This window comes from Citrobacter sp. S-77 (genome assembly GCF_963864895.1).
GTDB classification, from domain to species: domain Bacteria; phylum Pseudomonadota; class Gammaproteobacteria; order Enterobacterales; family Enterobacteriaceae; genus Citrobacter; species Citrobacter murliniae.
Window position 1 is genome coordinate 2,601,660 of record NZ_CAWLWU010000002.1, and the last position, 19,633, is coordinate 2,621,292.

16 protein-coding genes and 2 pseudogenes are annotated in these 19,633 nt (G+C 49.0%); 15 read left to right on the forward strand and 3 right to left on the reverse strand.

The window, feature by feature from the left end; translation table 11 throughout:
* Window positions 1–179 precede the first annotated feature (179 nt).
* The 4 genes and pseudogenes from AACS05_RS12960 to AACS05_RS12975 all read left to right on the forward strand — a co-directional run bounded on the left by AACS05_RS12960 (window position 180) and on the right by AACS05_RS12975 (window position 4,989).
* Window positions 180–2,282: a TonB-dependent receptor gene (locus AACS05_RS12960; RefSeq protein ID WP_045443745.1), complete on the forward strand. Its 2,103-nt coding sequence runs from the start codon at window positions 180–182 to the stop codon at window positions 2,280–2,282.
* The gene (locus AACS05_RS12965) at window positions 2,282–3,235 is read left to right on the forward strand and encodes an ABC transporter substrate-binding protein (protein WP_045443748.1); all 954 of its coding nucleotides are present in this window, start codon (window positions 2,282–2,284) and stop codon (window positions 3,233–3,235) included. Before AACS05_RS12960 ends, AACS05_RS12965 begins: the two co-directional genes overlap by 1 nt.
* A complete protein-coding gene (locus AACS05_RS12970; RefSeq protein WP_045443751.1) occupies window positions 3,232–3,981 on the forward strand; it encodes a class I SAM-dependent methyltransferase in 750 nt (249 codons plus the stop codon). The genes AACS05_RS12965 and AACS05_RS12970 overlap by 4 nt, the downstream gene beginning before the upstream one ends.
* Window positions 3,982–3,983: 2 nt before the next feature.
* Window positions 3,984–4,989, forward strand: a pseudogene (locus tag AACS05_RS12975) (FecCD family ABC transporter permease).
* Window positions 4,990–5,237: 248 nt separating this feature from the next.
* Here AACS05_RS12975 and AACS05_RS12980 read toward each other — a convergent pair.
* Window positions 5,238–5,729 (reverse strand): hypothetical protein, encoded by a 492-nt coding sequence (locus AACS05_RS12980; protein ID WP_052369285.1) that lies wholly within the window; start codon window positions 5,727–5,729, stop codon window positions 5,238–5,240.
* Entirely contained in the window at window positions 5,730–6,539 is an 810-nt protein-coding gene (locus AACS05_RS12985; RefSeq protein WP_045443754.1) for a winged helix-turn-helix domain-containing protein, read from the reverse strand. It abuts the gene before it with no gap.
* Window positions 6,540–6,953: 414 nt separating this feature from the next.
* Here AACS05_RS12985 and AACS05_RS12990 point away from each other — a divergent pair, with 414 nt between their 5' ends.
* From AACS05_RS12990 to AACS05_RS13005, 4 genes and pseudogenes are all read left to right on the forward strand, one after another.
* Entirely contained in the window at window positions 6,954–7,541 is a 588-nt protein-coding gene (locus AACS05_RS12990; protein WP_045443757.1) for a fimbrial protein, read from the forward strand.
* A gap of 53 nt (window positions 7,542–7,594) precedes the next feature.
* Window positions 7,595–8,290 carry a fimbrial biogenesis chaperone gene (locus AACS05_RS12995; protein ID WP_045443760.1) on the forward strand — a complete coding sequence of 232 codons (696 nt, stop codon included), beginning with the start codon at window positions 7,595–7,597 and terminating at the stop codon, window positions 8,288–8,290.
* A gap of 15 nt (window positions 8,291–8,305) precedes the next feature.
* Complete coding sequence (locus AACS05_RS13000; RefSeq protein ID WP_045443763.1) at window positions 8,306–10,798, forward strand: fimbria/pilus outer membrane usher protein; 2,493 nt, start codon at window positions 8,306–8,308, stop codon at window positions 10,796–10,798.
* A 14-nt stretch (window positions 10,799–10,812) separates the two neighbouring features.
* Window positions 10,813–11,877, forward strand: a pseudogene (locus AACS05_RS13005) (fimbrial protein).
* A gap of 90 nt (window positions 11,878–11,967) precedes the next feature.
* On the opposite strand, the gene AACS05_RS13010 reads toward AACS05_RS13005, so the two are convergent.
* The gene (locus tag AACS05_RS13010) at window positions 11,968–12,360 is read right to left on the reverse strand and encodes a hypothetical protein (RefSeq protein WP_045443766.1); all 393 of its coding nucleotides are present in this window, start codon (window positions 12,358–12,360) and stop codon (window positions 11,968–11,970) included.
* A gap of 115 nt (window positions 12,361–12,475) precedes the next feature.
* Between AACS05_RS13010 and hyaA the strand changes: the two genes are divergently transcribed.
* The 7 genes from hyaA to appC all read left to right on the forward strand — a co-directional run bounded on the left by hyaA (window position 12,476) and on the right by appC (window position 19,627).
* A complete protein-coding gene (hyaA, locus tag AACS05_RS13015; RefSeq protein ID WP_045449661.1) occupies window positions 12,476–13,597 on the forward strand; it encodes a hydrogenase 1 small subunit in 1,122 nt (373 codons plus the stop codon).
* Window positions 13,594–15,387, forward strand: coding sequence for a Ni/Fe-hydrogenase large subunit (gene hyaB / locus AACS05_RS13020; RefSeq protein ID WP_045443778.1), 1,794 nt, complete (start codon window positions 13,594–13,596; stop codon window positions 15,385–15,387). Before hyaA ends, hyaB begins: the two co-directional genes overlap by 4 nt.
* A gap of 18 nt (window positions 15,388–15,405) precedes the next feature.
* Entirely contained in the window at window positions 15,406–16,140 is a 735-nt protein-coding gene (hyaC, locus tag AACS05_RS13025) for a Ni/Fe-hydrogenase b-type cytochrome subunit (protein WP_045443781.1), read from the forward strand.
* Window positions 16,137–16,730 carry a hydrogenase 1 maturation protease gene (gene hyaD, locus AACS05_RS13030; protein WP_045443784.1) on the forward strand — a complete coding sequence of 198 codons (594 nt, stop codon included), beginning with the start codon at window positions 16,137–16,139 and terminating at the stop codon, window positions 16,728–16,730. The genes hyaC and hyaD overlap by 4 nt, the downstream gene beginning before the upstream one ends.
* On the forward strand, window positions 16,724–17,128 hold the full coding sequence (hyaE, locus tag AACS05_RS13035) for a hydrogenase-1 operon protein HyaE (RefSeq protein WP_045443787.1): 405 nt from the start codon (window positions 16,724–16,726) through the stop codon (window positions 17,126–17,128). The genes hyaD and hyaE overlap by 7 nt, the downstream gene beginning before the upstream one ends.
* Complete coding sequence (locus AACS05_RS13040; RefSeq protein WP_045443790.1) at window positions 17,125–17,982, forward strand: hydrogenase expression/formation protein; 858 nt, start codon at window positions 17,125–17,127, stop codon at window positions 17,980–17,982. The genes hyaE and AACS05_RS13040 overlap by 4 nt, the downstream gene beginning before the upstream one ends.
* 100 nt (window positions 17,983–18,082) lie before the next feature.
* A complete protein-coding gene (appC, locus tag AACS05_RS13045) occupies window positions 18,083–19,627 on the forward strand; it encodes a cytochrome bd-II oxidase subunit 1 (protein ID WP_045443793.1) in 1,545 nt (514 codons plus the stop codon).
* Window positions 19,628–19,633 lie beyond the last annotated feature (6 nt).

The following is a 19,633-nucleotide window of genomic DNA, read 5'->3' on the forward strand; positions in this document are numbered from 1 at the left end:
CAGACGCAACCTACCCGTTCTAACTCTCCTGGCAGGGGAAGTAATACCACTGAAACGCATTCCGTCATGGAACCATTTGGCATGCCATGCAGTTTTTTTCGACTTAAACCACTTAGGGTGATTCTTTTTATTACGAATAATGTTATGTTATAACATAACTTAAAAAAAGAAGAAGATTTATGAAATTTACACCCTCCCTTATCGCACTTAGCGTTTTTGCCAGTCTTTCATCCTTCGCTCATGCCGCTGAAGAAACACTGGTGGTTACGGCCACCAGCAATGGCAGCAGTTTTTCCGAGCAGACGGATTCTAAACTGCTTGCCGTAGGCTCCGGCTCCCGTCTGGGTTTAACCGACAAACAGACGCCACGCCATACGGAAACCATCAGCCAAGAAACCCTGAAGAAGAAAGGCAAACGCACCCTGACTGAAGTGGTGGAAACAGCGCCAGGTCTGTCGGGCACCAGTTCCCCTACGCTGTCTAACTCGGTATCCCTGCGCGGTTTCTCCGGTGTGTCCTGGCTGCTGAATGGCGTAGCCGTTCCAGGCAGTACCATCCAGATTGCCGATCCGGCGCACTATGAAAACGTCGATATCCTCTACGGCACGGGTTCTGTGCTGAACGGGCTTAGTAATGCAGGCGGCAGCGTAAACCTGGTTTCCCGCAAGGCCTCCTTCATACCGCAGCCTGTTGAAGTGGATTATGGCTATTCCAGCCATAACAGCCATCGCGCCCATGTAGGCGCAGGCGGTACTCTGGTAGACGGTCTGGCCGCTGGCCGTGTGGATGTGAGCGCATCCAATACCGGAACTCAGGTCGAAAAAGAACGCAGCCGTCCAGAACGCGTGACGGCCAACCTGCTGCTGACTCCGACCGACACCACCGAGATTACGCTTGATCTTGACCGCAGCCTGACCGACCAGCACAACCCGTATTTTGGTACGCCGGTAATTGATGGCAAAATCGATAAAGGCTTGCGTCATGTGAACTACAACAACATTCAGGACGCATTCATCCGCAGCCAGGCCACCTCTATCCAGTCCACCCAGACCTGGCGCGCCACGGAAGACCTAACCTTTGATAACCAGTTTTACTATTACAAAGGCTTCCGCGAGTGGCAGAACACCGAGCGCTATTTCCAGTCGAAGACGCAGGCAGCAGGCACCACCACCCGCGATTCCTACGGCGCAATCGCGCACGATGACAAGCTGGCGGGCAACCGCACCATGGTGACCTGGGATCACTCCATCGCCTCCATGGATAACCGTGTGACCGCAGGCGTGGACTTCAGCAAGCGTGAATTCCAGTATTACTCGAACGGCTTCCCTGGTGGTGAAGATGTATCCCTGACTAACCCGGCCTCTAACACCTTCCGCACTGGCGCGGGCGGCAAGATGCGCGCCCCAGTTCGTCACATCATCCAGAACCAGTACGCCCTGTTGCTGGAAGACAACCTTAACGTAACGGATTCCGTCGCCCTGCTTACCCAGCTCCGCTACACCAATATGGATATGCACTGGAACTACCAGCAGGCGGGGAAAGTCATCGACCGTGGTTATAATTTCATGAGTGTGGGCGTGGGTCCGAGCTGGGCTATCAACGATGACTGGACGGTGTACGCAAACTACTCCACCGGGAAAGAACCTGGCAGCGATATCTTCTTTATCAGCCCGGAACAAACATCCCTGCCGCTCACCGATGTTCGCCAGTATGAAGCAGGCGTGAAGGGTGCTTTCTGGGATAAACGCGGCGAAATGAAACTGGCCGTTTACGATCTCCAGAAGACCAACCTCTACCAGCAATCTGCGACGCAAGCAGGCGTATGGAACGCGGTCGGCAAACAGACCTCACGCGGTGTTGAGTTAAGCGGCGCAATGAAGCCAGTTGATAGCGTCACGCTTGCCGGTAATGTGGCGTACACCCACGCCCGCTTTGATGAGTTCAAGCAAGGCACTAAAGACCTGTCTGGCAACCAGCCGCGCTACGTACCGGAATGGACGGCCAACCTGTCTGGGCGCTACATGCCGACCGAGAAACTGGGCTTAGACGCGCAACTCCACTACGTGGGCAGCAGCTACAACGATGATGCGAACACCAACAAGATGAGTGATTACACCACCGTTGATCTGGGCGCTGATTACGAGCTGGTAAAAGATGTTGTGGTGGGCACCCGCGTGCGCAACCTGACCGATCGCTTCTACACCTGGCAGCGCACCTACGCAGGCCAGGAAATGATCGCACCAGGCCGAACCTATGAAGCCTACGTGAACATGAAGTTCTGATGCGTCGTCTCGCCATTCTTCCGCTTCTGGTTGCCTGCAACAACTTTGCCCATCCGGTAACGCTTGAAAACTGCGGCAAGCGCTGGACGTTCGCACACCCACCGAAACGGGCTATCGCCTACATGCCGACCGCGATAGAAAACATGCTCGCTCTGCATCTGGGGGATTCCATCATCAGCGCGGTGGGGTATCGGCCAGATGAAGATACCGCGCCGTCGCCCTGGGCTGCTCCACTAAAAGCCCAGCTCGATGACGCGGCCTGGTCTGGCGAGGCGCTGTTAGCCTCCCGGCCGGACTTTATCTACTCAGGGAGCTATTACTGGTTTAACAGCCCTGAAACCGCTAACCGCGAACGCCTGGAGGAATGGCGAATCGGGAGCTGGCTTATCGAAAGCATGTGCAACGGGCAGCAAGGTGCAACCCCTGCCCCCGTCACCTTCGAGGGGATTTACGATGAGCTGCGCAATCTCGCCCGTATCTATGACGTTGCCCCCCGCGCTGACGCTCTGATAACCAGGCTGAAAGCGCAGGTAGCTGCCGATACTCGCGTGAAGCTCCCGCCCAAAACACTGATGTGGTGGTACTCCAATACCGCCACGCCTTATGTGGCAGGCGGTTACGGTGCATCCGAGCTGCTTACGCAGACCATTGGCAGTAAAAACATCTTTGATGGTTATCGTGAGCTGTGGCCCGCGATGAACTGGGAAGTAATAGCGGTTCTCGATCCTGATTTTCTGGTGCTGGGCGACTTAAACCGTGGCGGCCCAGGTGACAGCGCCAAAAGCAAAATTGAGTTTCTGGAGCACAACCCGCTTACGGCCAGCATGAAAGCCGTCAAAGCAAGGCACTACATCATCTTGCCAGGCTACGACATGGACGCTTCTGCGCGTTCTGTACTGGCCTTGCATCGACTTGTCACGCAAATGCAGTCTTTTACCAAGGAACCACAATGACTTTTCCAGCCCGCGATTTACTGAATAACTGGGATCAGCAACAAAACGCCTACATCGCGCACCGCGAAGAACGTTTCGCCGCCGCTCTCGATGTACTGGCAATGACCTTTGGTGATGATTTTCACGTTGTCGATGTGGCCTGTGGCCCAGGCTCCTTTAGCCTGCGCCTGTTAAACCGCTTCCCGAACGCTCGGGTGACGGCCATCGATCTTGATCCACTGCTGCTGACCCTGGCAAAAGAAGCCATGATCGAGCACAAAGACCGCATCCAGTTCATTCATGCTGATATCGCGCTACCGACCTGTTTTGATTCCGTTGAAGGAAAACCGCAGGCCATGGTATCCAGTACGGCCATTCACTGGCTGTTACCGGAACAGCAGACTGTGCTTTACCGCAATATCTATCACACTCTGGATCAGGGCGGCCTGTTCATGAATGCCGACCACCAGCGTTTTGATAACCGCAACCCACGCCAGAAACTGATGGCGCAAATGCACGATGAGCTGACGCAGGAACAAGGCTGGGCGGCGGGCGCGCAGGACTGGGATACCTGGTTTGAAGCAGCAACCCGCCACCCTGAACTTGCCGAAAAAATGGATGAACGTACCGCTATCTTTGCTGGCCGTCCGATGCCGTTGCCGACGCCGATAGAATTCCAGCTCGCCATGCTGCGTCAGGCTGGCTTTGACGAGACTGGTACCGTCTGGCAGTTCCTGGATGATTACGTTATCGCTGGCTGGAAATAACCATGCTACGTTCCTCCGTCATCCGTGTTTTGATTCTGGTGCCAGCGTTACTGCTAGTGCTGTGTGTTGCCATTAAATTCGGCCCTGTCACCTTCTCACTTGATGAGGTGGTGAACGCCGTGATGGCGGGTTACTGGCATAGCGATACGGAAGGAACACTGCACCAGCGGATTGTATGGTCGCTGCGATTGCCCCGCGCCCTGCTGGCCACGCTGGCAGGCGCATCCCTGGCGCTGGCTGGAACCGTGCTTCAGTCGCTGACGCGCAACCCACTGGCTGATCCATGGGTGCTGGGTATTTCCTCCGGCGCTGGCGCTGGGGCGGTGCTTGTTATCGCGCTCGGTCTCAGTGTGGGCTGGGCGGCTGTCCCGGCAGGGGCATTTTGTGGTGCGGTGCTGGCCTTTGTGCTGGTGCTGTCGATGGCGGGAAAATCCCTTTCCGGTTCCTCCAGCCGCTTCATCCTGACAGGCGTGGCCGTCACGCAACTGCTGTCGGCGCTCACCTCGCTTATCACGCTCTGGAAGACCGACGCGGATACCACCCGTGGGGTAATGTTCTGGCTGCTGGGCAGTTTCGCTCAGGCAAGCTGGATGCAGGTGCTGTTGTGTGCGCTGGTGCTGCTGCCTGTCGGGCTATTCTGCTGGTGGCGCGCCGTGGAGCTGGATGTTATGACCTTGGAGCATTACCGCGCAATCCCTGGGTGTGGAAGTCGGCCAGATCAAACTGGTAATGTTCTGCCTGCTTACGCTGCTGACGGGGGTTGTCGTCGCCTGCTGTGGCGCTATCGGGTTCATCGGCCTGACCGTCCCGCATATCGCACGGATGCTTATCGGCCATCGGCATCGGACGCTGCTGCCTGCAGCCATACTGTCGGGGGCTATCTTCGCCGTACTGGCCGATACACTGGCACGCACGATACTTGCCCCACGTGAATTACCCGTGGGGATCTTAACCGCGCTTTTAGGCGTCCCTGTCTTCTTGTTCCTGATATCCAGAACGACCAAATAGCAATGTGGTGACCCTGTACTCGCTGACGCTATTCTAGCCGCAAGATCGGTGGCGTATCTAACACCTTTGAGTTTATAGTCAGAGAGTGGGCGCAGATGAAAAACGATAAAGAGTCATTTTCCCCAGCATCGGCATAAGGGATTAAATCTCTATGGAAATCATTTAAACTTTGGTTAGCTAACTACAGCAACTCAAACAACTGCAATTATCCGTGATGGAAATCTCCGTATTGAAACGGCTAATAAAATTCACGAATACATATCAACGCAAACCATAACAGGTAGTACAAGTCCCTGGATAAGCCTCACCTGCCCCTTGATCTGAAAGACAGAGAAGAAGTTTGTACCTCCAAGTACCATTTCATTTAACATAACCTCAGGCGCTAAATCCTCTGGAGTTTTAGTCATTTTCACATCCGTTATATTAAAAATATTTGAACCAACGACCTTATCTACACTAACCTGATAATCTCTATTAATCAGATAACTTTCCCCCTTCTGAGTCATTATTCCTTTATGAATGATAGTAACAGCGCCAGAACTATTAAAGATAAAAAAAGATGTCACACGGATCTCTGCATCTTCACCAGATGAATCAGCTTTACGTACAACGACATCTGATTGACACCGAAAATCATCAAGATGATGTTCATCCCGGATAAAGTAATAAAAAATCACACAACCAGTGGCAATCAACATAATTATGACAAATATTATCTTTAACAACTTATCAGTCATCATCTAAGTTCCTGTCATGTTCCTGTAAGATATACAATTTTTATAATCGTCGGCCTCTTTATTCCAATAGCATACACCTAAAAAAACAATTTCAATCTGGTGTTGTCCAAAGTTTGAATAGTAGACATCAGCACCGGGTAATTGACAATTGACATGCTCATCAACAATCATATTTCGTATCCTGTCCAGATAATGATTTACTGGCTCAACTTTGTTTTTCCCAACAAAATAAACTGCACATTCACTAATTTTACCGAGAAAATGTTGATGAATACCTTCTGAATACGGGTGCGGGTAATCGTCTTTTCGAATTAGTAGCAAAAATGTAGTTATCCCTATAAAAATACTGATAAAAAACACCCTCAACTTCCATACATGCTGTCGTGAAAATTGAGAACAAAAATGCCAACGGGTATTCATGAGGAAAATTTTATTGCGGGGTGTTTTTTCTGCCACCTGTTTTTGACTATCAGAAACTCTCAGTGTGTGATGATCAATATTCGCCTCAAGACAGAAACCCTTGCCACGGATGGTCCTTATCAGCATGGGGTCACATCCGAGATAACGAAACGCTTTTCTTATTTCACTTACAGCTACATTCAGACTCACTGAAGAACCTGTGAATCCATGATCTTCCCACACTTTCTTTATCAAATCTTCACGTTCTACTACGTGTCCATTATTAATGATTAATACGTATAATAATCTTGCACCTTGATTAGATAAATGAATCGATGATTCTTCCTCACCATTAATCATAATAATTCCGCTATCGACTTCGTAAAGCATTGTAAGATCAATGAGGTACTTCATAAGTATCCTTACGAGCTAGTACATAAGAGAAATAATACCCACAAAATATTATGCGTCAAGTAAAGCCAACTAATTAACCGCAATGAAGTTATATATCCTGGTTAATTAAGAATTATTAAATGATTATTATGCATAGATATATCAGGCGTAGTAGATAGTAAAAATAATTCAGCCCAGCAAAGAAGATTATAATGTCGTTTATCGCCATTAATCAGTATAATATTTTGATATGTGTCTTTTTGTTGCATGATACTCACGTTGAAGCAGAGTCGTTTCATCGACATACATATACCTCTGATGTTTCTGATTAGAAAATTTTAGTCACGTATTTAATTCAATGGTAAATCTGTGCGAAAGAATCAACTCCCCCGCTACATACCCATATTATTTGATATCAATCAAACGGAGTTTATTATGATTAAAAAGGTCATGATCGTATCTGCATTTGCAGCAGTTACCACTTCAGCAAGTACGATTGCTGCCGACGATACTGCTGGTGGCGTTATCAACTTTAGTGGTGCTATTACAGATACAACTTGTACAATTAATGGAGGTAAAAGTGCTGACTTTACTGTAGCGCTCTCTCCTATTACAATTACGGAAGCAGGAAATACTGTAGGCCTTATCAACAAAAATAAAAAGTCATTTTCAATGACATTCTCTGATTGTACACCAGCAGTTAGTACCTCAGGCATCCATTTTTTGAAAATTAATTTCTTTTCTGCTGATAATATTTCAACTGATGGGAAATATTTATTAAATAACTCCGTCAACGAAAACGACCCAAGCGTTGCACGTAATGTTGGCTTCTCACTTGTAGAGCCGGGTGCTACCGCACCAATTATTCTAAACCAACCATATACAACCTCGATTACAGAAGCCGCAAAATTATCTGACGAAGAGACACTCACTCTGGATGTTTACTACTATAAGACAAATACCACTGCCGCCACTGTGGGGGCATTAAGTTCGAACGTTACTTATACCATTTCATACCTGTAAGTCTCACCCATTCAGACTCTGCAAAAGCAGAGTCTGAATTAAAGGTTATAATCATGCTTAAAGCAACTTTACTGACTGTGTTTTTTCTAAGCATTAGCAATACACATGCTAATATAGTGATCAATGGCACGCGAATTCTTTATCCTGAAAAGAGTAAAGAAGTTATCGTTCAATTAATTAATAATGGCGATGCTCCTTCTTTAGTTCAATCATGGATTGATGATGGGAACATAAAATCAACCCCAGAAACTGCAAATGTTCCCTTTCTGCTTTCCCCCCCAGTAATAAAGGTTAACCCTAATAATGGTCAACATCTTCGCATCAAAAAGATACCGGCGAATCTGCCGACAGATCGTGAATCCGTTTTCTTTCTCAATGTACTGGATATTCCACCGACCCCTGAAAATTTACATGGTCAGAATACAATACAACTTGCTATCAAGACTCGTATCAAACTATTTTATCGCCCTGCCGCTTTAAATGGTTCTGTGGATAGTGCATTGTCCAGGCTAAAATTTATCGCAGAACATAAGCAGCTACGTATCATTAATGAAAGTCCTTTTAATATTACTATCGCTAATATTGAAAATATTCAAAAAGATAAATTACTGAATGAGCCGTTGATGATTTCGCCATTTGCACATGAAATCACCTTAACAACAAAAACTATCAACCCGGGTCAAAAATACTGGATTATGTATGTTGATGACCTGGGGGCATATAAACGCCACACTATCACCAGTCAGTGATAGGAATGTTTCATCATGCAAATTACACAAAACAAGTTTTATCTATTGGTTATATGTCTGCTTCTATTTTCGTACAGATCGAGCGCCCTGACTTTCGATACTTCTATACTTGCAGGAGCATCTGGCAAGTCTGATCTTTCTCGCTTTTATGAAAATAATGAAATGCCAGTTGGTAAACATCCATTAAATATCTACGTAAATGGTAACTGGAAAGGCTGCTATGATGTCATATACGGCAAAGAACGAGATGATATCCGTCTCGACTGGAAAGATTCACAACTACTAGGAATTAATACTCAAAATATCCCTACACCTGCAACTGAATCCGCTCAGGTGCAATTGCATGATTTGGTACAGGGAGGACGTATTGAAACGGATCCAGGTTCGTTAAGTGTAAAACTTACTGTTCCTCAGGCCGCGATAATTCGTACAGAAGAAGGTTATGTTGCCCCACAATTTTGGGATGAAGGTATCTCTGCAATAACACTTTCATACAACATGACCTACTACAACACGCAAACTAAAACCCCCCCAAAAGTCAACAATGATGATTTCTACGCTGGTCTTAATTCCGGGGTTAATCTGCTCGGTTGGCAATTTCGTGATAACAGCACATGGAGTAAGCGCACCAGTAACGAAGGCCAGTGGGAAAATAATACCCGTTACTTTCGCAAACCCATTGCCGGACTGAAATCAAATCTGACTTTCGGTGATTTCTATACACCCGGAGATCTCTTTGACTCCCTTAGGATCCGAGGGTTTTCAATTAATTCTGAGATGAAAATGCGGCCTAATTCTCAACAAGGTTTTTCTCCAGTGATACATGGTATCGCGCAGACTAACGCTCTCGTTAAAGTAATCCAAAGCGGCAATATCATTTACCAGGAGAATGTACCACCGGGCCAATTTTCCCTGGACAGTATTCAGCCAACAGGTTCCGCAGGAGATCTCCTGGTGGTCATTCGTGAAGCCGATGGGACAGAGCAATCTTTCACCGTGCCTTTTTCATCTGTGCCTGGCATGCTAAAAGCAGGGGTAACTCAATACGGTATTATCGCAGGGAAAGTTAACCAGACCACTATTGATACCACTCCCTCTTTTGTTCAGGGGACTTTCAGTTATGGCATCAATAACCTAATTACGGGTTACACCGGGGCGATCATTAGTGATAACTACCAGGCTAGTTTGTTCGGTTCTGGCTGGAACCTTCCTTTCGGCGCAGTTTCAATAGATGTTACCCACGCAAACACTAAGCTAGAGAATGCTACAAATAGTGGGCAAAGCTACAGGATATCCTACAGCAAATTTATCGATTCCACTGCCACAAACTTTACTGTGGCGGCTTATCATTATTCAACTAAAGGATATTATAGTTTCAACGATGCACTTTATTCACATGAGAGTTATCATCTTCTGAAAATAAGCCATGAAGACTATGCGGATAATGTTTATAATGCAACAGATATGCCCTTTAATACTAAAGAGGCAACATACACTACACGTCCTAAAAATACATTTACGCTCAACTTAAACCAGCGTTTGACTGACTCATGGGGGACTATATTTTTATCGGGTACACAGAGCGATTACTGGGATTCAGGACAAAAAAAACTCGAATATCAAATGGGATATTCAAATTCGGTGGGAAAAACCAGCTATTCCATCTCTTCCAGCCGCGTAAGGGATATTCAAGGAAAAGAAGAAACACGTATGTATGCTTCATTAAGTTTGCCATTTTCATTATTTGAAGAGACAGCCTGGATAAGTTCCAGTGTTTCTGCCAGTGATACACATTATGAACAAAGCAACATTAGTATAAGCGGGACAGCAATGGCTTCTAACCGGTTAACTTATTCCCTGTCCGAAAGCCACTCAAATAATGGTGATAATATGGCGAGTCTTAATGCCACATACAGGTCCAACTATTCTACCCTGGGGACATCATACAGCAAATCAGCGAATTTTCGGCAGTCAGGTATGAGCAGTCGAGGAAGCATTGTAGCGTTCCCATGGAGTATTCTCACCTCGAATGAAATAAGCAATACGATGACTATCGTAGAAGCACCTGCAGCCTCAGGGTTAATGATAAATGGTGATGAAAGCATCATTACAAACAATAAGGGCCTGGCACTTGTACCTTATGCTACGCCTTATCGCAAAAATTCAATTACGTTAGCAGAAACAGACACCCATTCAGGAGCAGAAATAATAGGAAATATGGCAAATAGCGCACCATACGATGGTGCAATTAATTATCTATATTTTGAAACAGATAAGCGACAAACATGGGAACTTCACGCAACACGGTCTGATGCTTCTCCCCTACCTTTCGGTACTGAAGTCTTTAATGAAGAGAATATCTCTGTTGGTTATGTCGGCCAGGCAAGCATGCTTTATTTGCGTGCAGAACATCCACCAAAACGCCTGAGAGTCAGGATGCGTGATAGTTACTGTGACATAACATATCCCGTATTCAGTTTGAATTCACCTACTGCTATTTGTAAATAAAAACAGGATCGATAATAATGAAGTGGCTCCTTCTCATGTTGTTCGCTTTTGTCAGCAGCACTAGCTACGCAACCTGCTCCGGTAATGGTATAAGCTATGCCGCCCCCATAAATGTCGATTTATCAGACAAACTAAGTACAGCTACGCCAGAATGGACGGGGACGTTCACTACTCAGTATGCTGGCACTTTTAACTGTACAACATATAATAGTGATTTTGCGTATACTCCGATACTCTCAAATAACATAAAATACGCAACCATTCTTGGATTCAACAATAATAAACACATGATACTTGCAGAAATAACGAGTACTCATTCAACAGTTACTTTGAAATCGAATGGATTGCACTCTGCTTCAGAGTTGAATACCCGTTTCAACGTACGATTTTCGCTGGTAAACTAGGGAGGAATGGCTATCACAGGAGAAACAGTGAAACTTTATGATGTTTTGTTTGTGAGTGATCTTAGTGGATTGTCCTTTTCAGAAATCATATTATGGCCATTAAATCAGGTACAAAAAATATTCACATGGCTATTCAACGGTTTCAGGTGGCCATATGATACGCGCGACATGTTTGGTCAACCCATGATAATTAAATACTCACCGAAACAGACTACTTGTTCATTTATTAATGCTGGGTTGACGGTCAGTCTCCCTACCCTGGGAGTAAACCAGATTAACTCTTCAAACCAGCCCGGATTAACACCTTTTATATTGAATATGCGATGTCAGGATATAAGCATAGCTGGCACTTCAGACCGGGCAATCGAAATGTTTTTGTCAAGCAATACGTTACACTCCTCTGATAATTCAGTACTCGTGGACAACAGCGCATCTGGAATAAAAGGCATTGGATTGCGTTTGACTCTACAGAGTAAACCGCAAACACCAGTTATGATTTCCACCTCAAACACCAGCAGGGGTATGGCAACGCTGCTTTATAATGTTACGGCTGGACACTCTATAAGCGATAATTTTTCAATTCCGATGACAGTATACTATTACGCATGGGATAAAGAAAACATTACCCAGGGTAAAATAAACACATCCGCCACATTAAATATTATTTATCCATAAAATAAACATTCTAAATTTTATGATGATATTTTTTAAACTTACTAAAAATAATAACGAAAACATCTCATCACTGAGCGATAACAGGTGGTATCAGTAATATTTTCCTGACAACTGCATATCAGGTAAAAAGGAGAAGCGCATCCACACATAAAAAAAGTGGAGCGCTACATTGGACCTTGTGTACAAACGTCGTATTACAGTTTTAAAAACCCACGCACTTGCGTGGATTTCTTTGAGACTTGCCAGCCCATCTCCGCTTTTACCACTTATCGCTTTTGCCCCGATGGATCCGGTTACGTTTTCTACGGTTAGCTTGTTTGCACCACTTTCATGACCGCAAAGTAGAAAACAGGCACGAATATATCGCAATAAGATATAACCACACCCATTGCATTGTTTCTTACCGCTGATCGGATACTCTTTTTTCACATTATCTCTGGCGGCGTTTGCCAGTACAGGATGGAGTGCAATCGCGCTGCACATGTGGTGTGCAATACGATAATTTTCCTTGTCAGTAGAACGTCGGCGGGTTCGCAAATGCACCGTATGCCACTGGTGGAGTGCGGTGCAGAAAGGAGAAGAAACGCGCGTTATGAATATGAATAACGAGGAGACTTTTTATCAAGCCATGCGTCGTAAGGGAGTAAGCCGACGCAGTTTTCTCAAATATTGTAGCCTTGCAGCCACATCGCTGGGTCTCGGTGCCGGAATGACGCCGAAAATAGCCTGGGCACTGGAGAATAAACCCAGAATTCCGGTTGTCTGGATCCATGGCCTGGAATGTACCTGCTGCACCGAATCGTTTATCCGCTCCTCTCACCCTCTCGCCAAAGATGTCATCCTCTCACTGATTTCCCTCGATTATGACGACACCCTGATGGCCGCCGCCGGTACGCAGGCCGAAGAGGTATTTGATGACATCCTCAACCGCTACCACGGCAGATATATATTGGCAGTAGAAGGTAACCCTCCTCTGGGTGAGCAAGGCATGTTCTGCATCAGCGGCGGACGCCCATTTATCGAGAAATTAAAGAGAGCCGCGGCGGGAGCCAGCGCGATTATCGCCTGGGGAACCTGCGCGTCCTGGGGCTGCGTTCAGGCGGCCCGGCCTAATCCAACCCAGGCGACACCTATCGATAAAGTGATCACCGACAAACCGATCGTCAAGGTCCCCGGTTGCCCCCCCATCCCGGATGTCATGAGCGCCATCATTACTTATATGGTGACCTTTGATCGTCTGCCTGACCTGGATCGTCTGGGACGCCCACTCATGTTTTATGGCCAGCGCATTCACGACAAATGCTACCGCCGCGCGCATTTTGATGCCGGTGAGTTCGTCGAGAGTTGGGATGATGACGCCGCCCGTAAAGGATACTGCCTGTACAAAATGGGCTGTAAAGGGCCAACCACCTATAACGCCTGTTCTACCACCCGCTGGAATGGTGGTGTCTCCTTCCCGATCCAGTCTGGTCACGGTTGTCTGGGATGTTCAGAGAACGGTTTCTGGGATCGCGGTTCGTTCTATAGCCGTGTGGTCGATATTCCACAGATGGGTACTCACTCTACCGCCGATACCGTGGGTCTCACCGCCCTCGGTGTCGTAGCCGCAAGTGTGGGCGTGCATGCTGTCGCCAGCGCCGTGAATCAACACAACCGACATAAACAGCAATTAGCAGAAGCCGGACAACAGCAGTCAGACAAAGAGGACAAACAGGCATGAGTAACCAGTATCAAACCCAGGGATATACAGTAAATAATGCCGGTCGTCGTCTGGTTGTAGACCCCATTACCCGTATCGAAGGACACATGCGATGCGAGGTAAACATTGATGAGCAAAACATCATTACTAATGCAGTTTCCTGCGGCACCATGTTTCGGGGCCTGGAGATTATTCTTCAGGGACGCGACCCGCGTGACGCCTGGGCGTTTGTCGAACGTATTTGCGGAGTATGTACCGGCGTACATGCGCTTGCATCGGTCTATGCCATTGAAGATGCCATTGGCATCAAAGTGCCCGATAACGCCAACATCATTCGTAACATCATGCTGGCCACACTGTGGTGCCATGACCACCTGGTGCACTTTTATCAGTTAGCCGGAATGGACTGGATTGACGTCCTGAACGCCCTGAAAGCCGATCCGCGCGCAACATCACAACTGGCGCAGAATCTCTCTTCGTGGCCGATGTCATCACCCGGCTACTTCTTTGACGTACAAAACCGTTTGAAGAAATTTGTCGAAGGTGGTCAGTTGGGGATCTTCCGTAACGGTTATTGGGGACACCCTCAGTACAAACTGTCGCCGGAGGCCAACCTGATGGGTTTTGCCCACTATCTGGAAGCCCTCGATTTTCAGCGCGAGATTATCAAAATCCATACCGTGTTTGGCGGTAAGAATCCCCATCCTAACTGGATTGTCGGCGGCATGCCGTGCGCTATAAACATCGATCAGAGCGGCGCGGTAGGCGCTGTCGATATGGAACGTCTCAACCTTGTTCAGTCGATCATCACCCGCACGGCCGACTTCATCAACAATGTGATGGTCCCTGACGCACTGGCCATCGGCCAGTTCAATAAGGCGTGGAGTCAAATTGGTACCGGACTGTCTGATAAATGCGTATTGAGCTACGGCGCTTTCCCGGACATCGCTAACGACTTCAGCCAGAAGAGTCTGCTGATGCCTGGTGGCGCTGTCATTAATGGCGATTTTAAAAACGTGATGCCAGTAGATCTGGCCGATCAGCAACAGATTCAGGAATTCGTAGATCACGCCTGGTATCGTTACCCTGACGATCAACTGGGCCGCCATCCGTTCGAAGGTATCACAGAGCCATGGTATAACCCGGGCGACGTCAAAGGCAGTGATATTCATATCCAGCAACTCAACGAGCAAGAACGCTATTCCTGGATCAAAGCGCCTCGCTGGCGTGGCCACGCCATGGAAGTTGGACCGTTAGCGCGCACGCTGATTGCCTACCACAAAGGAGATGCCGCCACGATTGAATCAGTAGATCGAATGATGTCCGCGCTCAACCTGCCATTATCGGGTATTCAGTCAACGCTGGGTCGCATCCTGTGTCGCGCACATGAAGCACAGTGGGCCGTGAGTAAACTGCAATACTTCTTCGACAAACTGATGACCAACCTGAAAAACGGCAATCTGGCTACTGCCAATACCGATAAGTGGGAACCTGCAAGTTGGCCGCAACACTGTCGCGGTATCGGTTTTACCGAAGCGCCTCGCGGAGCATTAGGGCACTGGGCGTCGATTCGCGATCATAAGATCGATCTGTATCAGTGTGTGGTTCCGACAACCTGGAATGCCAGTCCGCGCGACCCCAAAGGACAAATTGGTGCCTACGAAGCGGCATTGATGGGAACCCGGATGGCAATCCCGGATCAACCACTGGAGATCCTGCGAACTTTGCACAGTTTCGATCCCTGTCTGGCTTGTTCAACCCACGTACTCGGCGACGACGGCAGCGAACTCATCTCAGTCCAGGTACGCTAAGCGTTAAGGAAAGTAACGATGACTGGAACGACACTCAAACGCGTCGGGGAGGCGCGTGACACCGCCGTCACCCACTATGTGTTCGAAGCACCTGTGCGCTCGTGGCACTGGCTTACGGTGGGCTGCATGTTGGTTTTGATGGTGACGGGATACTTTATTGGCCGCCCTTTACCGTCCGTCAGTGGTGAGGCCACCTATCTGTTCTATATGGGAGACATCCGGCTGGTGCATTTCGCTGCCGCGATGCTGTTCACGGTGATACTGCTGGGGCGCATCTACTGGGCCTTCGTGGGTAACCGTTATTCACGAGAACTGTTTGTGGTACCGGTCTGGCGCCGCAGTTGGTGGCTGGGGGCATTTTCGGTGGTGCGCTGGTATCTGTTTCTGGAAAAAAAACCGGGGGATGATATCGGACATAACCCTGTCGCACAGGCAGCGATGTTCGGTTACTTCCTGTTATCGGTTTTTATGATCCTCACCGGTTTTGCCCTATACAGCGAGCATAGTCAGTACGCCATCTTTACCCCCTTCAACTATGTGACGGCATTTTTCTACTGGGCTGGTGGTAACTCTATCGACATTCACAGCTGGCACCGGTTAGGAATGTGGCTCATTGCTGCCTTCATCACCGGACATGTGTATATGGCAATCCGCGAGGACATCATGTCTGACGATACCGTCATCTCAACCATGATCAACGGCTACCGTAGCCACAAATTTCCCCGACGTCAGCACGACAAGGAGGCGTCATGAGTGAGCCAAACGTCATTGTGATGGGCCTGGGCAACTTGTTGTGGGCAGACGAAGGATTTGGCATTCGTGTCGCTGAACGCCTGTACGCCCATTACCACTGGCCGGAATACGTGGAGATCGTTGACGGTGGCACTCAGGGATTGAACCTTCTGGGTTACGTTGAGAGTGCCAGCCATTTGTTGCTGCTTGACGCCATCGACTACGGACTCGCACCAGGCACCCTGCAAACCTACGCCGGTGAAAAAGTTCCCAGTTACCTCAGCGCAAAAAAGATGAGCCTGCACCAGAACAGCTTTTCCGAGGTGCTTGCCCTGGCTGATATTCGCGGTCATCTGCCCTCGCACATTGCTTTGGTCGGGCTGCAACCGGCACAACTGGACGAATATGGTGGGAGTCTGACCGACATCGCGCGCGCTCAGCTACTGGCTGCGGAGCAAGCCTCACTTAGGCAACTGGCTGCATGGGGCATTGTGCCAGAAGCAAACGAAGAAGCGCGTTGCCTTAACTATGAATGCCTGTCGATGGAAAACTATGAAGGTATACGCATCCGCCAGTACCGGATGACGCTGGAGGAACAAGAGAAGTGTTGAATGACAACCCGTTTTCTGCGCTATGGCAACGGATGCTGGCCAGTGGCTGGCAGCCGCTGAACGCGTCTGAACTGGACACCTGGATAGAACGTGTTAGTGATGGCGTCGTACTGCTCAGTAGCGATCCCCGCCGCACACCTGAAGTCAGCGATAACCCGGTGATGATGGCCGAATTACTCCGTGAGTTTCCCCTGTTTGACTGGCACATAGCCATGGCTGACCTGGAACAAAGTGAAGCAATTGGCGATCGTTTCGGCGTATTTCGTTTCCCTGCCACCCTGGTGTTTACCCGCGGGGAACTACGCGGCATCCTCAGCGGCATCCACCCATGGGCCGATCTGCTTTCCCTGATGCGCCCACTGGTTGAAGAACACGTTCCAGCGGAGTCAGAAAAATGAGCGATTCCTTTTTCTATCTGCTGGGGCCGGGGACACAACCAGACGATGACAGTTTTACTATGAATCCATTGCCTCTCACCTGCCAGGTAAACAGCGCCCCCAGCATGGCGGCGCTGGAAAGCTGCCAGCATAGCCCGACGGTGATGGCATTGTTAGCCGAACTGCGCAAACAACTCACCCGGCGCATCCCTGCCAAAGAGGAAGTCCTCGGGTGGGATTTATCCGCACTAAATGCAGACGATCTCACGTTTCTCAATACATTGCTGGGTGAAGGAGAAGTTTCAGCACGTATTCAGCATGCAGATGGCAGCGAGAGCGAGATCCAGGAGTCAATTTTCTGTGGTATCTGGCGGATACGTCGCCAGTCCAGCAATCAGCAATGGGAAGAGCGACTGGAAGCGGGTAGCGCCCCTCTGGTGCTGTGGCAGGCGGCAACACTGAATACATTGCCGGACGATACCCTGCTGCCACCGCCAGTCGACGGGTTGATGAATGGCCTGACGCTGGCCCAGGAATTACTGGCACACGTTCGCAACCCGGCAACGCAACCCCACAGTATCAATCTCACCCAACTCCCGATTAGCGACGCTGACCGTCTGTTCCTCACACGCTTATGCGGCCAGGGCCACATCCAGATCCGCACTGTTGGTTACGGCGAAAACCAAATCGATGCCACGGCATTACGCCATGTCTGGCATGTCCGCTGTCTGGATACTCTCAAGGGGATCCTGCTCGATAGTTACGAAATCTGTCCGTTGCCTGAACTGGTGCAGGCCGCGCCGGAAGATCTGCTCGACTCACTCCAGCGCCTGAACGAAGTCTGCGGCTGGCTGGAAGGGCCTCCACATTTTTAAGGTCCGTTACCTGGGCCAGTTGCATTTTCTGTTGCTGGTCTGACGCAGTTTGTCTTTCCCATTATTTCCATTCATCTGATTATTGCCTACAGGAGTTCGCATGTGGGATGTCATTGACTTATCGCGCTGGCAATTTGCTCTGACCGCGCTTTATCATTTCCTGTTTGTCCCCCTGACACTGGGGTTGATCTTTTTACTGGCCATCATGGAAACCCTCTACGTGGTGACGGGCAAAACAATCTACCGCGATATGACGCGTTTCTGGGGTAAGTTATTCGGCATTAACTTTGCTTTGGGAGTGGCGACCGGCCTGACCATGGAGTTTCAGTTCGGCACTAACTGGTCACTCTATTCCAACTATGTGGGCGATATTTTCGGTGCCCCGCTGGCGATGGAGGCCCTGCTGGCCTTCTTTCTTGAATCCACTTTCGTGGGATTGTTCTTTTTCGGCTGGCATCGCTTAACCAAATATCAGCACCTGCTGGTGACCTGGCTGGTCGCGTTTGGCTCCAATATCTCGGCGCTGTGGATCCTCAATGCCAACGGCTGGATGCAATACCCGACAGGCGCGCACTTCAATATAGATACACTCCGCATGGAGATGAGCAGCTTTAGCGATCTGGTCTTCAACCCCGTCAGCCAGGTGAAATTTGTGCATACCGTGATGTCCGGTTATGTAACTGGCGCTATGTTTGTTATGTCTATCAGCGCCTGGTATCTGTTGCGTGGTCGCAATCGCGAGTTTGCCCTTCGCTCCTTCGCGGTTAGCTCAGTATTCGGCACACTGGCTATCCTCAGCGCTCTGCAACTGGGTGACAGCTCTGCCTATGAGGTTGCCCGGCTCCAGCCGGTAAAACTGGCAGCAATGGAAGGCGAGTGGCAAACCGAACCTGCGCCTGCCCCATTTCATGTGATCGCCTGGCCACAACAGGAACAAGAGCGTAATGCCTTTGCCGTGAAGATACCTGCACTGCTTGGCATTCTGGCTACCCACTCGTTAGATACGCCGGTTCCAGGGTTGAAGAATCTGATGGCGGAGACGTTACCCCGATTGCAACGTGGCCGGGTTGCGTGGCTGCTGATGCAGAAAATTGCCAATGGGGACCGCACACCTCAGGTGCTCAGCGCTTTCCACCGCGTAGAAAATGATTTGGGTTACGGCATCCTGCTGGCGAATTTTGCCCCCAACATGAACAATGTCACACCAGATCAATATCAGGCGGCGCAACGCGGCGCAATACCCCAGGTAGCACCTGTATTCTGGAGTTTTCGCATCATGGTGGGATGCGGCTCCGCTCTGCTGCTGGTAATGGCGATTGCACTGATACAGACCTTACGCATGCGCATCGACCAACATCGCTGGGTGCTGCGTATGACGCTCTGGAGCCTGCCGTTACCGTGGATCGCCATTGAAGCAGGCTGGTTTATGACCGAGTTTGGCCGACAACCGTGGGCGATTCAGGACATTCTACCGACCTGGTACGCTCATTCAGCCCTGACCGCAGGTCAACTGGCCTTCTCTATGGGACTGATCCTTACGCTTTACACCCTGTTTTTAATTGCTGAAGTCTATCTGATGCAGAAGTACGCACGTCTTGGGCCGAGTGCGATGCAGAATCAACAACCGATGCAACAACAGGGATAAAGGAGA